A 14888-nucleotide genomic window follows, 5' to 3' on the forward strand; every position below is an offset into this window, starting at 1 on the left:
GTCGCAACCAGAGGCCGGATACACGAAGGAACTCGACCGCAATGCTGTTGCCAAAGTCAAAAAATCGCTTGCAGCCCCGGGGGCGTCCATACACGGGACATTGCTGCGCAATGCACTGCTGGGCAGGGGATGGACGCCGGTTCCGTGTGCTTTGCGTCATCGATGACTTCAGCCGGGAATGCCTGGCGACCGTCGTAGATACCTCGCTCTCAGGCATCCGGGTTGCCCGAGAATTGGATAGGATCGCCGAGGTCAGAGGCCATACCTGCATGGTGGTCAGCGACAACGGCACGGAGCTGACCTCAAATGCCATCCTGAAATGGCAGGAGGATCGTAAGGTCGACTGGCACTACATCACGCCATGAAAACCCATGCAAAATGGCTTCGTCGAGAGCTTCAATGGCCTCCTTCGCGACGAGTGCCTCAACGAGCAACTGTTCGCCAATCTGCGCCATGCCCGAGAGTTGATCTCCGCTTGGCACGTTGATTACTACCATCATCGCCCCCAAACGAGCCTCGACGGGCTCACCCCGTGGGAGTATCGCTAACGGTCAGTAGAGGACCAAACCGGGACAGAGCGAACTAAAGAACGCGGACACTCAGGGGAGCAGGTCAGCCGCCCCGTCGTCCGGTTCAGGACAGGTCAACCAGCCAAGGCTGGCTGCTGCGGTGACGAGCCTCGAACAAGCGGATCTCGGCAAGGTCGCGGTTGAGAATCACGTCGATCTCGTCCCAGCCTTCGGCAAAGGCCTGCACCTCGGCCTCGCCTAGGTCGAGCGTTGCAATCTGCTCGGCCCCGATGCTCAGCCGCCGGGCGGGAAGGTCGAGCGTGAACACCGCCCCGGCCTCGGCCCTTGCCCCCAGATCGGCGGATTGCGCGGCGGGCAGAGGCAGGCAGAGCAGCCCGTTCCGAAGTGCATTGCCCGCGAAGATGTCGCCGAAATCTGGCACGATCACCAGACGGATGCCCCAGTCCACCAGCGCCCAGACCGCCTGTTCTCGCGACGAGCCGCAGCCGAACCCCGCCCCCGCGATGAGCACCTGCACCTCGCGCAAGGCCGGATCATCGAAGGCATGGCCCAGCGAAGCCCCGTCCATCCCGATGCGCCAGTCGCGAAAGAGGCAGTCGTCCATCCCCTCGCGGTCGATCTTGAGCAGGAACCGCGCCGGGAAGATCACGTCAGTGTCGATGTTGGTTTCGGGCAGGTGGATGGCGCGGCTGTCGAGCCGGGTCAGGGGGGCGCTCATGCGGACGGCTCCAGCTTGCGGATGTCGGTGAGGCAGCCGGTCAGTGCGGCGGCCGCGGCCATGGCGGGGGACAGCAGATGCGTGCGGCCGCCCCTGCCTTGCCGCCCCTCGAAATTACGGTTCGAGGTCGAGGCGCTACGCTGTCCCGGCTCCAGCCGGTCGCCGTTCACGGCCACGCACATGGAACAGCCCGCCTCGCGCCACTCGAACCCTGCATCAAGAAAGACGCGGTCGAGCCCTTCCTCTTCGGCCTGCCGCTTCACGAGGCCCGAGCCAGGCACCGCCAGCGCCCGTACCCCGGGCGCGATGCGGCGGCCCTTCAGCACGGTGGCAGCGGCGCGCAACTCGGCAAGCCGGCCGTTGGTGCAGGAGCCGATGAACACCGTGTCGATGGGCGTGCCTTCCAGCGGTGCCCCGGCGCTCAGCCCCATGTAATCCAGTGCCCTGGCGATGCGCGGGCGCTCCCCAGGTTCGGGCAGAAAAGCATCGCTGGGCAGCGCATCCTCGGGCGAGGTGCCCCAGGTGACGAACGGCCCAACCGCCGCGGCGTCGAGCGTGACCTCGCGATCATAAAGCGCACCCTCATCCGATGGCAGGCTGCGCCAATGCGCCAGCGCGGCATCCCATGCGGCACCCTTCGGGGCCATGGGGCGGCCTTCGAGGTAGGCGAATGTCACCTCGCCGGGGGCGATCAGCGCCACCCGCGCCCCGGCCTCGATCGCCATGTTGCACAGGGTCATGCGCTCTTCCATGCTCAGCGCGGAAATCACCGCGCCCCGGTATTCGATCGCATGGCCCGCCGCGCCATTCGCCCCGATCTGCGCGATCAGCGCCAGCGCGAGATCCTTGGCCGTCACCCCCGGCGCGAGCGTTCCGGTGACCTCGACCCCCGTGGTTCGCGCCCGTTTCTGCGGCAACGCCTGCGCGGCCATGACGATGCCGCATTCCGACGCGCCGACGCCGAAGGCCAACGCCCCGAACGCACCGTGGGTCGAGGTGTGGCTGTCGCCGCAGGCCAGCGTGATGCCTGGCAGGGTGAACCCCTGCTCCGGCCCGACCACATGCACAATGCCATGCCGGGGATCGTCCAGCGTGATGAAGGGGATGCCGTGCTTGCCGACATTCTCCACCAGCCGCGCCGTCTGCGCCCGCGCTTGCGGATCGGCGATGGGCCGATCACGCCCCACCGTCGGCACCGCGTTATCGGGCACCGCAAGGTTTGCCTCTGGCCGGCGTGGTTTCAGCCCGCGCCGATCCAGCGCCACGAAGCTTTGCGGGGTCGAGACCTCATGCAGCAAGTGCCTATCGACGTAGAGCAGCGTCGTGCCGTCCTCGCGCTCGCACACCACATGGGCCTCCCACAGCTTGTCATACAGCGTGCGGTGGCGTTCAGGGGGGAACGCGTTCATACCGCCTCGGCCCATTCCTTTTCGAAGGCCCTAGATGTCCTCGAAACCAAGAAGCTTGTTCATCTGCGCGAAATCATAGAGATCGACCGCCCCCGTGGTCTCGCCATGAGCCAGCAGATCGCCGTACGCGGTCTTGAGCGCCTGTGCCACGGCAAGGAAGCCGACAGCGGGGTGCATGGCGATGGAATAGCCCAACTCGTGCAGCTTCTCGGCAGAGAACAGAGGCGTGCGCCCGCCGTTGACCATGTTTGCGAAAAGCGGCGCCTTCACCTCGGCCGCGACCTGAACCATCTCTGCCTCGCTCTCGGGGCTCTCGACGAAGATCACGTCGGCCCCAGCATCACGATAGGCTTTCGCGCGGGCGATGATGAGGAAATCGTCCGACTTGCGCGTCTTGGAGGCGACCTCGATCTTGCGCTGCATGTCGCTGGTCGGGATCACCCGGCGGAACGGGGTATGCCCGCATTTCTTGGGGAACTCCTGGTCTTCCATCTGCATGTCCGCGACGGCATCGTCTCCGGGGCGCTGCGCTGGGGCGAGAAGCTGGGCGAATCTGGGCTCGCCTCGGAGTTGGGCGTCAGCCGCACCCCGGTGCGCGAGGCGCTGCGCAACCTTGCCGCCGACGGCTATGTCGAACTGCGCCTCAACGCAGGCGCGCAGGTGCGGCGCTGGGATGCGGACGAGGTCAACTCGAGTTTCGAGGTGCGGGCCGACATCGAGGGCAACGCCGCCCTGCGCTGCGCCGGGCGGATCGGAGCGCATGACCTGTACGAGCTCGAAGGGCTCTGCGATGCCATGGAGGGCGCCACCGATGCCGGGGAACGCAGCTGCCTGAACCGGACACTGCACATGCGCATCCTGCGGATCTCGGGGGTAGCCCATGCCGAAAAGATCGTCACCCAGCTGTCCGATCTGGCCGTGCTAACGATGACCTATCAGCAGTTCACGGGCGAGGACACAGCCCGGAGCGATAGCGACCACCGGCTTCTCATGCGAGCATTCAGGCTCGGGGACGGTGCGCTCGCTCAGGCTGTGATGCGGGTGCACATCCTTTCCGCGGCCGCCACGCTCGAAGAGCAGCGGCGCGGCTTCCGTTCAGCCGGTGTCGCGGGTGATCATCTCGACAGGTAGCACCCGGATCGCACCGCCCGGCACCACACCGCGCCTTTGTTCGTCGATCAGTGCTAGCGTCTCCGCAACCATGCGCCGGATCGGCTGGCGCACGGTGGTCAGCCGGTACGACTCCCATCCCGCCATCGGGATGTCGTCGAAGCCGATCACCGACAGATCCTGAGGCACTCTCAGCCCCCGCGCCTTTGCCGCGTCGATCAGCGCCAGCGCCATCACGTCGTTCTCGCAGAAGACGGCGTCCGGGCGCACCCGCCCATCCAGCATCCGGTGCGCCGCCGCCAGCCCCTCGGCATAGGAAAAGCCGCCGCAGTCGGTGACCACCGGAGCACGGCGGGCTTCCTCCAGCCGCCCGAGGAACCCCCGCGCCCGTTCGATATGGGTCGAGGTGTCCGCCACGCCGGTCATGTGCCCGATACGCCTGCGGCCTGCCTCGAGGAAGCGCGAGGCGATCAGCCGCCCGCCCGCATGGTTGTCGCAGGTAACGGCGGTCATCCTGCTGTCGGGCTGGATACGGTTGAGCAGCACGACTGGAAGGTTTGCCTCACGGCAGCGCGCCACTAGCCCCGAGGACATGCGGGCCGAGGTCACGATGGCCGCGTCGCTGCGATAGCCCAGCACCTGCTCCATCGCCACGTCTACCGTCTCACCGGGCGGCACCGCGTGCAGCATCAGCCGCCGCCCAATGCGGTGCAGCTCCAGGCTGAGCAGCTCCAGAACGCCCGCGTAGAACGGGTTGGTCAGATCGCCCGCCACGAGGCTGACGCTCTGGGTGCCCAACTGGTCCAAGCTGCGCCCCGAGGGCGGTACATAGCCCATCTCTCGCGCGATGCGCAGGATCTCGGCGCGTTTCTCCGCCGCCAGCGGGGCCGATGGCTGAAACGCACGGCTGACCGCCGTGACGGAAACGCCGGCGCGGTCGGCAATAAGCTTGGCGGTGATCTTAGGCATGGCGCCCCCTCCTGTGAAAGAATTTCACTCAGAGGCTGAAATATTGCAACCTTGTCCTGAGCGGGTCTTCATTGCACCAACCCAAGAGAAGGACTCCCATGACTATCCGCCACCTGAAAACCGCCAGATCTGCCGAAATGCGCAGCGAGGATGACGCCAAGGTCCGCGCCAGTGTCGAAGACATCCTGAAAGACATCGAGACGCGCGGCGATACCGCTGTGCGCGAGCTGTCGGAAAGGTTCGATAGCTACACGCCCGCTAGCTTCCGCCTGACGCAGGCCGAGATTGACGCCCTCATCGCGCAGCTGACCCCGCGCGAGATCGAGGATATCAAGTTCGCCCAAGCCCAGGTCCGCGCCTTTGCCGAGGCGCAGCGGGCCTCAATGCTGGATATCGAGATCGAGACCCTGCCTGGCGTGATCCTCGGCCACAAGAACATTCCGGTGCAGTCGGTGGGCTGCTACGTGCCGGGCGGCAAGTTCCCGATGGTCGCCTCGGCACATATGTCGGTGCTGACCGCCGCCGTGGCGGGGGTGCCGCGCATCGTCGCCTGCACCCCGCCCTTCAAGGGCAAGCCCAACCCCGGGGTCATCGCCGCGATGCATTTCGGCGGCGCGCACGAAATCTGGGTGCTTGGCGGCATCCAGGCGGTGGGTGCGATGGCCATCGGGACCCAGAGCATGGAGCCGGTTCACATGCTCGTCGGGCCAGGCAACGCCTATGTCGCCGAGGCCAAGCGGCAGCTTTACGGGCGGGTCGGCATCGACCTCTTTGCAGGACCGACCGAGACCATGGTGATTGCCGACGACACCGTCGATGCGGAGCTGTGCGCCACCGACCTGCTCGGGCAAGCCGAGCATGGCTACAACTCGCCCGCCGTTCTGGTGACCAATTCCGAGGCGCTGGCCAAGGCCACGCTGGCCGAGATCGAACGGATCCTTACCGTGCTGCCCACCGCCGACACTGCCCGGAAAAGCTGGGAGGATTACGGCGAGGTGATCCTCTGCGACAGCCATGACGAGATGCTGGCCGTGGCCGATGACATCGCGTCCGAGCATGTGCAGGTGATGACCGACCGGGACGAGTGGTATCTGGAGAAGATGACCTGCTACGGGGCGCTGTTCCTCGGGCCGCGCACCAACGTCGCAAACGGCGACAAGGTGATCGGCACCAATCACACGCTGCCGACGAAGAAGGCCGGGCGCTATACCGGCGGGCTCTGGGTCGGAAAGTTCCTAAAGACGCACAGCTACCAGAAGGTGACGACCGACGCGGCGGCGGCGCAGATCGGGGAATACTGCTCGCGGCTATGCATGCTCGAGGGGTTCGTCGGCCATGCGGAGCAGGCCAATATTCGCGTGCGCCGTTACGGCGGGCGCAACATCGCCTATGGCACGGCGGCGGAGTAAGAGCATGGGGCCTGCTCCGGCAGGCCCCGTAATGACTATTCCGCCGTCCAGCCGCCGTCGACCATGATCGCCGAGCCGGTGGTCATGGCCGAGGCATCGCAGGCGAGGAACACCGCCGCCCCGACCACATCCTCGACCTGGCCCACGCGGCCCAGTTTGATCTTGCCGAGCACCTCGGTGCGGAAGGCAGGGTCTTCGAAATAGGGTTTTGTCAGCGGCGTTTCGATGAAAGTCGGGCAGATGGTGTTGACCCGGATGCCCTGCGCCCCGAGCTCGATGGCGACCGATTTGGTAAAGCCTTCGAGCGCCCATTTCGAGGCGCAATAGAGGCTGCGCTGCGCCGCGCCGACGTGGCCCATCTGCGACGACATGTTGATGATCGAGCCCTTGGTTCCGGTCTCGGTCATCCGCCCCGCCACCGCCTGCACGGCGAAGATCGCCGCCTTGAGGTTCAGGCCGAGGATCACGTCGTAATCCTCTTCTGTGACATCGGGCAGCAGCTTGGGCCGGTTGGTCCCTGCATTGTTGACGAAGACATGGAAGGGATCGCGCGTGCTTATCGCAGCGGCAAAGCCCGCGCTGTCGGTCACGTCGAGCGGCAGCGTGTCCGCCGTGCCGCCCATGGCACGGATCTCGTCCCTCACCGCCTCGATTTCATCGGCGCTGCGGGCGCAGAGTGTCACCGCCGCACCCGCTTCGGCCAGCGCCAGCGCGATGCCGCGCCCGATGCCACGGCCCGCGCCCGTCACAAGGGCGCGGCGCCCGTCCAGCCTGAAAAGCTTGCTCATCCCAGCATTCCCGTGTCGCCGCAGACCGACAGCGCCTGCCCTGAAATCGTCTTGCCGCGCGGGCTTGCCAGGAACAGCACCTGATCCGCAAGCTGCTGCGGCGTCACGTAATCCTTGATCGATGTGCGAGAGAAGGCATCCGTCTCAGCCTGCTCGAAGCTGATGCCCTGCGCCTCGGCGCGGGCCTCCAGCACCTTGCGCTGGCGATCCCCCGCGACCAGCCCAGGCAGCAGCGCGTTGACCCGGATACCGTCAGGGCCAAGCTCGATCGCCATCGACTTCGACAGACCGACCACCCCCCATTTCGCCGCCGCATAGGGGCTGCGCAAACGGAACCCCAGCCGCCCGGCCAGCGACGAGACATTGATGATGGACGCATTCTCCGAGGCCCGCAGCAAGGGAACCGCGCGGGCGGTGGTGATAAATTGCGAGGTGAGGCAGATGGCGAGGGTTTGCTCGATCTCCTCGATCTTGAGATCTTCGATCCGACCAGTCGGACCGGCAATGCCCGCGTTGTTCACGAGGCAGTCTAGTCCGCCAAGATAGCCTGTCGCCGCCTCCATGAAGGAACCGAGCGCCTCGGCGTCCGACACGTCCACGCGGGCGCAGAACACGGTGTCGGGCAGCGAAGCGAGCCCCGCCTCGTCGATGTCGCAGGTGGCGACCAATGCGCCCTCGGCGAGGAAAGCGTCGACGATGGCGCGGCCGATGCCGTTCGCGCCGGCGGTCACGATGACGCGGGCGCCTGTCAGGTTCAGGTCCATGAGGCCTCCTTCAGTTGGTGAACACCAGCGATAGCCAAGGCAGGAAGCTGATGATGAGCAGGTCGACCAGCAGGATCAGCACGAAAGGAATGACCCCGCGCGCGATCTGCGGCACCCCTATGCGGGCGATCCCCGAGGCGATGAAGAGGTTGAGCCCCACCGGCGGGGTAAACATCCCCATTGCGAGGTTGACCACCATGATGACGCCGAAATGCACCGGATCAAACCCGAAGGTGGTCGCAATCGGCAGCAGGATCGGGGTGAAGATCAGGATGGCGGCCGCCGCTTCCAGGAACATGCCCACGAGCAGCAGCAGCAGGTTGACGAGGATGATGAACAGCCACGGGCTGTCGATGGCTCCGACCACGAAATCCGAGATCACCGCAGGCACCCGCAGTTGCAGGATGATCCTGCCGTAAAGCCCGGCGGCGGCGATGATCGACAGCACGATGGCCGAGGTCACGGCACTGGTGCGAAGGATGCGGGGGATCGCGGTCAGCGGCAGCTCGCGGTAGATCACGGCGCCGACCAGCAGCGCGTAGACCACGGCCACGACCGCCGCTTCGGTCGGCGTGACGATGCCGCCGTAGATGCCGCCGAGGATCAGCGCGGGCATCGCCAGCGCCAGAAGCGCCTTCCACCCGGCCACCGCGACCTCGCGCAGCGAGGACGGCTCGCCCGGCGTGGTCTGCATTCCCTTGGCGTGCACGAAGGCGTAGATCAGCAGCGAAACCACCACCAGAACGCCCGGTAGCACCCCCGCCACGAACATCTCGCCCACCGACTGGTTGGCCGAGATCGCGTAGAGGATCAGCGGGATCGACGGCGGGATGATGACCCCAAGCGCGCCCGAGGCCGCCTGGTTCGAGGCCGCATAGGGTTTGGAGTAGCCCTGTGTCACCATCGCTGGGATCAGGATCGCGCCGACGGCGGCGGTGGTCGCCGCCCCGGAGCCGGAGATCGCCGCGAAGAAGGCCGAGGTCACGATGGCCACCATCGCCAGCCCGCCGGTCATCGACCCGACCAGCGTTTTCGAGAATGTCACAAGCCGGGCGGAGATCCCGCCTTCCTGCATCAGGTTTCCCGCGAGGATGAAGAACGGGATCGCCAAAAGCGGGAAGGAATTGACCGATCGGATCATCTCTTGCGGGACGATCAGCAGGGGCATGATGTTGCCCTCCCAGATCGTCGCGACCGCCGCCAACCCCAGCGCGAAGGTGACCGGCACGCCGATCAGCAGCAGCAGAAGCAGGGAACCGAAAAGTAACGCGATCATGCGGTCTCTCCTTCAAGCCGCGTCTTCCGCAGGCCAGCGAAATCCTCCGCGAGGATGCCCACCGCATTGAGCAGCACCAGCCCAGCCCCCGCCGGCATTGCAGCGTAGAGCCACGCCATCGAGATCCGGGTGCTGGGAGCAACCTGCATCGACACCCGGCTCGTGATGTTCACCCCCTGCGTCAGCAGCACATAGGCAAAGACGCAGGACGCCGCTGCCACGATCAACCGCAGCGCACGCGACACCTTCGGCCCCGACAGCGTCTCGAGCAAGTCAACCGAGATCAGCGAGCCGTAGCGATAGGCATAGGCCGCGCCCAGCATGGTCATCCAGACCATGGAAAACCGCGACACCTCCTCGGAAAAGCTCAGGGAATTGCCCATCACGTAGCGGGCGAAGACCTGCCAGCTGATGAGCACCGTCATCACCAGCAGAAGTCCCGCCAGCACCCAGCCGACAGCGAGGTTGATGCCGTCCACCGCGCGGACGGTCATGCGCAGCACGCGTTGCATCATTCGTCTCCGATTGAGTCAGACGCGCCGGGGGCATCCTCTCCCCCGGCGCTGAAACCCGCCCTCAGTTGGTGGCAGGCTCAAAGTTCAGCGCGGCATCGACAAGCTCGGCGCCGACCTGGGCCTTCCACTTCTCGATCACCGGGGCGACCGCCTCGCGGAAGGGGGCGAGATCGGGACGGGTCACTTCCATGCCCAGCTCCTGAAGCTCTTCGAGATATTTCTCTTCCATCGCCAGCGAGGCATCGCGCTGCACCGGGCGGGCGAGCTCGGCAGCCTCCATCAGGAGCTGCTGGTCGGCCTCGGACAGCGAGCTGAACAGCTGCGCGCCGATCATCAGCGGGGCGGGCGAATAGACGTGCTGCGACATGGTGAGGTAATCCTGCACCTCGTAGAACCGCACATCATAGATCGTCGGCACCGGGTTCTCCTGGCTTTCCATCACGCCCTGTTGCAGCGCGGTGAACACCTCGGTCCAGGCCATGGGCGAGGCGTTCGTACCGAGCGCCGTCCAGGTGTCGACCTGTACGGAGCTTTCCTGCGTGCGGTGCTTGATGCCCTTCAGGTCGGCCAGTTCGTTGATCGGCCGCACAGAATTGGTCTCGTGACGGAAGCCGTTCTCCATCCAGGTCAGGATCTTGACGTTGGCCGCCGTCTCGATGGCACTGCCCAGCTGATCGCCATACTCGCTGTCGAGGAAGGCATGGGCGTGGGCGTGGTCCTTGAAGACATAAGGCAGGTCGAACAGCAGGAACTCAGGCGCAAAGCCGCCCATCGGGCCGGTCGAGGTGATGCCCATGTCGATGAGACCGAAGCCCATGCCCTCGACCACCTCGCGCTCGGCCCCGAGCGCGTTGTCATAATGCGGGCGGATGGTCAGGCGGCCTTCGGACAGGCGCTCGAGCTCTTCGCCGAACTTCAGCACGCCCACGGCATGGTGGGATTCAGCGCCGAGCGGCAGACTCACGTCGAAAGTGCGGGTCTCTTGCGCAAGGGCGGACGTGCCCAGCAGCAGCGTGGCGGTCAGGGTCAGTGCGAAATGCTTCATCGTTCGAGGGCCTCCCGTCCCTCTCCCTCCTCGGGATCAACTTGTGGATCAAAGTGTGATCTCACTTCATGCTAAGTCGATTGACATCCAGGGGTCAACGAAAATTATTTCTCTTATTTTACTGGACTTTCTTGAGGGTCTTGGACAATCATCAAAAAAACCGAGATCACAGTTTAGCACGAGATTTATGACGGGAACGCTGGAAATGGATGGCTGGTCGCGGCTGGGGCCGCTGACGCTTCGCGAGGGGGAGACCGCACAGGCGCAGATCTACTCCTGCCTCCGGGAGGCGTTGATTTCCGGCTATTTCCGCCCCGGCGAAGAGATCAGCCTGCGCCATACCGCCAAGGTGCTGGGCACCAGCGTCACCCCGGTGCGCGAAGCACTTCGGCAACTCGAATCGGATGGCGGCCTGGAGGTCTGGGGCGGCAATCGGGTCTTGCGGGTGCCGATCCTCAGCGAAGCGGAGTTGACCGACATCAGGGACATCCGCCTAAACCTAGAAGGCTTTGCAGCGACGCTCGCCATCGAAAACGTGACCGCCTCACAGATCCGCCTCATCGCCAACGCCTGTGCCATGATGCGCCGCGCGTCGGACGAGGGCAACGCCGACCGCTATCTCGAGAGCAACTGGCGCTTTCACAAGCTGATCTATGCGGCGGCGCACCGCCCGGTGCTGATGGGCGTGATCGAGGGCATGTGGCTTCGCGTGGGCCCGCTGATCCGCCACGCGGTGAAGGCGCCGCATCATTTAAACCGCTCGATGGAGCATCACGACCGCGCCGAGCAGGCTCTGCGGGATCGCGACGGAGCGGCGCTGCGCGAGGCCATCGTTCAGGATATTTCCGACGCCGCGGCCGATCTGGGCGCGACGCTGAAACGCTACGAACAGGGCGGCTGAGCCCGCCTGGAGGGAGGAGAGAATGACCACAACCGTTGCGATCATCGGCTGCGGCCTCATCGGCCGTGCCTGGACCATCGTGTTCGCCCGCGCCGGCTGCCCGGTACGGCTCTGGGACGCTGTGCCCGAAGTGCTGGAGGGCCTCCCCGCAGCGCTGCGGGCCATGTGCGAGGAGGCCGGCGAAGACCCGGCGATCCTCGAACGGGTGAGCGTCCATCAGACCATGGCCGACGCGCTCGACGGCGCGGGCTGGGTGCAGGAGAACGGCCCCGAGAAGCTGGACGTCAAACGCGCCATCTATGCCGAGCTTGATCGGCTGGCCGCGCCAGGGACGATCCTTGCTTCGTCAAGCTCGGCGCTGGTGTCATCGCAGTTCGGTGAGGGGCTCGCGGGCCGGTCGCGGATGATGGTGGCCCACCCGGTGAACCCGCCGCATGTGATCCCGGTGGTTGAGCTCTGCCCCTCCCTCGACACCGCGCCCGAGGTCATGGACCGCGCCGAGGCGCTGATGATGCAGGTCCGCCAGGTGCCCGTGCGCATGACCGGCGAGATCGACGGTTTCGTGCTGAACCGACTGCAGGCAGTGCTGCTGGCTGAATCTCTGCGACTGGTGGCCGAGGGGATCGTCACGCCCGAGGGCGTCGATGACACACTGCGTCACGGGCTGGCCCGGCGGTGGGTGCTTCTGGGGGCGCTGGCGACCATCAATCTCAACGCACCGGGCGGCGTCGCCGATTACCTGGACCGCTACGGCCCGACCATGGCGCGCCTGTCGGACGATGCGGCGCGAGGCGAAGCCTTCACGCCGCAGGTGGCGGCGACGCTTGCCGCCGCCCTGCCCGAGCCCTCCCGCGTGCCGGAGCTCTCGGCAAAGCGCGACCGAGACCTGACAGCGCTTGCGCATTTCCTGAAAACCCGTTCCTGAAAGGACCCCGATCATGGCTGCGAAACGCAAGGTCATCATCACCTGCGCCGTCACCGGCGCGATCCACACGCCGAGCATGTCGGAATACCTGCCTGTCACGGCCTCTGAGATTGCCGAGGCCGCCATCGGCGCCGCCGAGGCCGGGGCCGCTGTCGTCCACCTGCACGCCCGCGACCCGAAGGACGGCCGCCCGGACCAGTCCCCCGAGGCGTTCGACCCGTTCCTGAAGGTCATCAAGCAACGCTCCGGCTGCGTGGTCAACATCACCACCGGCGGCGCGCCGACCATGACGATCCAGGATCGCGTTCGCCCTGCCGATACGTGGCAGCCCGAGCTCGCCTCACTGAACATGGGGTCGATGAACTTCGGCCTCTTCCCGATGCTCAAGCGCTTCGAGGGGCAGCTCAAGCACCAGTGGGAGCGTGACTATCTCGGCAACAAGGGCATCCTGTTCCACAACACATTTGAAGATATCGAACATATCCTCACCACCCTCTCGGCCCATGGCACGCGGTTCGAGTTCGAATGCTATGACACGGCGCATCTCTATAACCTCAAGCATTTCTTCGATGCCGGACTGGTGAAGGGGCCGCTGTTCATCCAGACGGTGTTCGGGCTGATGGGCGGCATCGGGGCGCATTACGACGATGTGATGCACATGAAGCGCACCGCCGACCGGCTGTTCGGGGACCAGTACCGCTGGTCCGTCCTCGGCGCGGGCAAGAACCAGCTTCCGGTTGCAGCCATCGCAGCGGCGCTAGGCGGTCATGTCCGTGTGGGTCTTGAGGACTCGCTCTGGGCCGGTCCCGGCAAGCTGGCGAAGACCAACGCCGAGCAGGTCAGCGCCGCTCGGCAGATCATCGAGGGACTGGGCCTTGAGATCGCCACGCCGGACGAAGCCCGCGAGCTGCTAGACTTGAAAGGCGCAGACGCGGTCGGCTTCTGAGCATTGACAGCGCGGCTGGCCCATAAACGCCATGACCGCGCTGTGAGCCTGACTGGACTGCGCCCGAGGGTCGCCCCAGTCAGGCTCGGACGGTGTTGAAGGGGCAATGCTCGCGGGCGGGATCGCAAGGACGAACAACGTCACCCGACGCCTGAACGCAATGAGCCGGTCGGCCTGGTATCGCCCGAATGAAGATAAGCGATCGTCAGTGCCGTCTATCACGCGATCTCGTGCCGGCTCTTCAGGTCACCATTGTCTGGCGAGGTGGATGATCGCATTCGCCGCATGCCATGGGACCCTGTCCTACCCCTGAGCTGTCTCCATCGAGCGGTCCGGTTTAATTGCCAAAGCATCGTCAGGCTTCGATCCATGGGGATGAAGACCCTGGCATCGGTACCCGATAACCCAGAGCGCCATGCGACCCGTCCATGTTGTAGTGTTTTCGCCCTCTCACATGAAGATCTGCGCCTCCCTCGACGATTAGAAAACCTCGCCATTCAGGAGCTCGCCCCCGAACATGCTATTGAAGCTCTCGCAATAACCGCTCTCCCGGGATGACCATGGCTCGATGAGGGTGGTCTTTGACCCCGCCAGCTCGATCCAGTCGCGGACCTTCTGCGCGATGAACTCCGGGCCGCTGTCAGACCCGATGAACCGAGGCGGGCCGCGCTGGATGAACAGGTCGTCAGGGCGTCGACCACACCGGTGGAGTTCAGTGGCCTGCCCACACGGATCATCAGCGCCTCCTGCGCTTTCTCACCGAGGATGTTGGGCGTCCGATACGCCCCGATGTGGTCGGAGGGCTCGGGCTTCAGCCAGAGCAGGCAGCGTTTCTTCTGCCTGTTTGGGACCTTGAGCCCTTTGCACCGCCAAATGCGTTCCGTCCACTTTTGGCCATCCCGCCAGCCAGCCCGGTGCAGCAGCAGCGCAACCCGGCGGTAGCCGTAGTGGCCATACTCCGATGCCAGCCCGACGTCGGCCATCTGGACTGAGCATATACACCATCCAACCAGGCGCCGAGAAAGCAGGTCGATCACGACAGCGTTGTTGCGCTCATCATGTCCGGGGATGAGTTCATCCTGTCCAACTTGGGTTTAGGTGGAGGCTTCGATCTCGGCCCTGCCGTGGGCCGAGACTGTGTTCATGATTGCGATGCCGATGGGAGGTTCGGCGCATTGGTGGTCGGGGTCTCGTGATATGATCCGCTCCCCAAAAGCGCTTCAGACCGCCCATCCTGCGCTCTCCCCCGCTGAGGACGTGGTATCACGCGCGCTTATCATAGAGCGCCCGGCCGGAGCGCGGGGCTGCACGCAGACTCTCGTTTCGCACAATGGCCGCAGGACAGTCTATCTCCCAGGCGCGGCCATTTCAGCGTACAGGTATGATTGCATCGGCACCTTGTTCGATGATCGCCCGATGACACCGCTGCGGGTCATAGGCGCCGTCCACTGCCCAGCAGGCGATTGCCCAGCAATGTGCGTGTATGGACGCCCCCGGGGCTGCAAGCGATTTTTTGACTTTGGCAACAGCATTGCGGTCGAGTTCCTTCGTGTATCCGGCCTCTGGTTGCGACCTTCAATGCC

Annotated in this window: 14 protein-coding genes and 2 pseudogenes; 6 read left to right on the forward strand and 10 right to left on the reverse strand. The window is 65.1% G+C overall.

Features of this window, described 5'->3' with window-relative positions; all coding sequences use genetic code 11:
• Positions 1–128: 128 nt before the first annotated feature.
• Positions 129–548: pseudogene (locus tag IEX41_RS21180) on the forward strand (integrase core domain-containing protein); the annotation flags it as partial.
• An 85-nt stretch (positions 549–633) separates the two neighbouring features.
• Here IEX41_RS21180 and leuD read toward each other — a convergent pair.
• From leuD to IEX41_RS21195, 3 genes are read right to left on the reverse strand one after another with little or no spacing between them, the layout of a single operon-like run.
• Positions 634–1248, reverse strand: coding sequence for a 3-isopropylmalate dehydratase small subunit (leuD, locus tag IEX41_RS21185; protein WP_188792205.1), 615 nt, complete (start codon positions 1246–1248; stop codon positions 634–636).
• A complete protein-coding gene (leuC, locus tag IEX41_RS21190) occupies positions 1245–2657 on the reverse strand; it encodes a 3-isopropylmalate dehydratase large subunit (RefSeq protein ID WP_188792206.1) in 1413 nt (470 codons plus the stop codon). The genes leuD and leuC overlap by 4 nt, the downstream gene beginning before the upstream one ends.
• Before the next feature lie 30 nt (positions 2658–2687).
• The gene (locus IEX41_RS21195) at positions 2688–3149 is read right to left on the reverse strand and encodes an isocitrate lyase/PEP mutase family protein (RefSeq protein WP_229673433.1); all 462 of its coding nucleotides are present in this window, start codon (positions 3147–3149) and stop codon (positions 2688–2690) included.
• Here IEX41_RS21195 and IEX41_RS21200 point away from each other — a divergent pair.
• Positions 3114–3788 (forward strand): GntR family transcriptional regulator, encoded by a 675-nt coding sequence (locus tag IEX41_RS21200; protein ID WP_188792207.1) that lies wholly within the window; start codon positions 3114–3116, stop codon positions 3786–3788. The two genes, IEX41_RS21195 and IEX41_RS21200, sit on opposite strands and share 36 nt — an antisense overlap.
• On the opposite strand, the gene IEX41_RS21205 is transcribed toward IEX41_RS21200, so the two are convergent.
• Positions 3753–4736, reverse strand: coding sequence for a LacI family DNA-binding transcriptional regulator (locus tag IEX41_RS21205; RefSeq protein ID WP_188792208.1), 984 nt, complete (start codon positions 4734–4736; stop codon positions 3753–3755). The two genes, IEX41_RS21200 and IEX41_RS21205, sit on opposite strands and share 36 nt — an antisense overlap.
• 98 nt (positions 4737–4834) lie before the next feature.
• On the opposite strand from IEX41_RS21205, the gene hisD reads away from it, so the two are divergent.
• Positions 4835–6145: a histidinol dehydrogenase gene (hisD, locus tag IEX41_RS21210; protein WP_188792209.1), complete on the forward strand. Its 1311-nt coding sequence runs from the start codon at positions 4835–4837 to the stop codon at positions 6143–6145.
• A 35-nt stretch (positions 6146–6180) separates the two neighbouring features.
• On the opposite strand, the gene IEX41_RS21215 is transcribed toward hisD, so the two are convergent.
• From IEX41_RS21215 to IEX41_RS21235, 5 genes are all read right to left on the reverse strand, one after another.
• Positions 6181–6933 carry an SDR family NAD(P)-dependent oxidoreductase gene (locus IEX41_RS21215; protein ID WP_188792210.1) on the reverse strand — a complete coding sequence of 251 codons (753 nt, stop codon included), beginning with the start codon at positions 6931–6933 and terminating at the stop codon, positions 6181–6183.
• Complete coding sequence (locus IEX41_RS21220) at positions 6930–7697, reverse strand: SDR family oxidoreductase (RefSeq protein WP_188792211.1); 768 nt, start codon at positions 7695–7697, stop codon at positions 6930–6932. The genes IEX41_RS21215 and IEX41_RS21220 overlap by 4 nt, the downstream gene beginning before the upstream one ends.
• 10 nt (positions 7698–7707) lie before the next feature.
• On the reverse strand, positions 7708–8973 hold the full coding sequence (locus IEX41_RS21225) for a TRAP transporter large permease (protein WP_188792212.1): 1266 nt from the start codon (positions 8971–8973) through the stop codon (positions 7708–7710).
• Positions 8970–9485: a TRAP transporter small permease gene (locus IEX41_RS21230; protein ID WP_188792213.1), complete on the reverse strand. Its 516-nt coding sequence runs from the start codon at positions 9483–9485 to the stop codon at positions 8970–8972. Before IEX41_RS21230 ends, IEX41_RS21225 begins: the two co-directional genes overlap by 4 nt.
• Positions 9486–9549: 64 nt before the next feature.
• A complete protein-coding gene (locus tag IEX41_RS21235; protein WP_188792214.1) occupies positions 9550–10533 on the reverse strand; it encodes a TRAP transporter substrate-binding protein in 984 nt (327 codons plus the stop codon).
• Positions 10534–10588: 55 nt separating this feature from the next.
• On the opposite strand from IEX41_RS21235, the gene IEX41_RS21240 reads away from it, so the two are divergent.
• The 3 genes from IEX41_RS21240 to kce are packed head-to-tail and all read left to right on the forward strand — an operon-like array spanning position 10589 to position 13305.
• Positions 10589–11434: a GntR family transcriptional regulator gene (locus tag IEX41_RS21240; RefSeq protein ID WP_229673435.1), complete on the forward strand. Its 846-nt coding sequence runs from the start codon at positions 10589–10591 to the stop codon at positions 11432–11434.
• A 22-nt stretch (positions 11435–11456) separates the two neighbouring features.
• Complete coding sequence (locus tag IEX41_RS21245; protein WP_188792215.1) at positions 11457–12359, forward strand: 3-hydroxyacyl-CoA dehydrogenase NAD-binding domain-containing protein; 903 nt, start codon at positions 11457–11459, stop codon at positions 12357–12359.
• 13 nt (positions 12360–12372) lie between these two features.
• Positions 12373–13305, forward strand: a complete 933-nt coding sequence (kce, locus tag IEX41_RS21250) for a 3,5-dioxohexanoate:acetyl-CoA acetone transferase (protein WP_188792216.1) — start codon at positions 12373–12375, stop codon at positions 13303–13305.
• A 1094-nt stretch (positions 13306–14399) separates the two neighbouring features.
• On the opposite strand, the pseudogene IEX41_RS21655 reads toward kce, so the two are convergent.
• Positions 14400–14751: pseudogene (locus tag IEX41_RS21655) on the reverse strand (IS5/IS1182 family transposase); the annotation flags it as partial.
• Positions 14752–14888 lie beyond the last annotated feature (137 nt).

The sequence above is a fragment of the Salipiger pallidus genome, from assembly GCF_014643635.1.
Classification (GTDB): Bacteria; Pseudomonadota; Alphaproteobacteria; order Rhodobacterales; family Rhodobacteraceae; genus Salipiger; species Salipiger pallidus.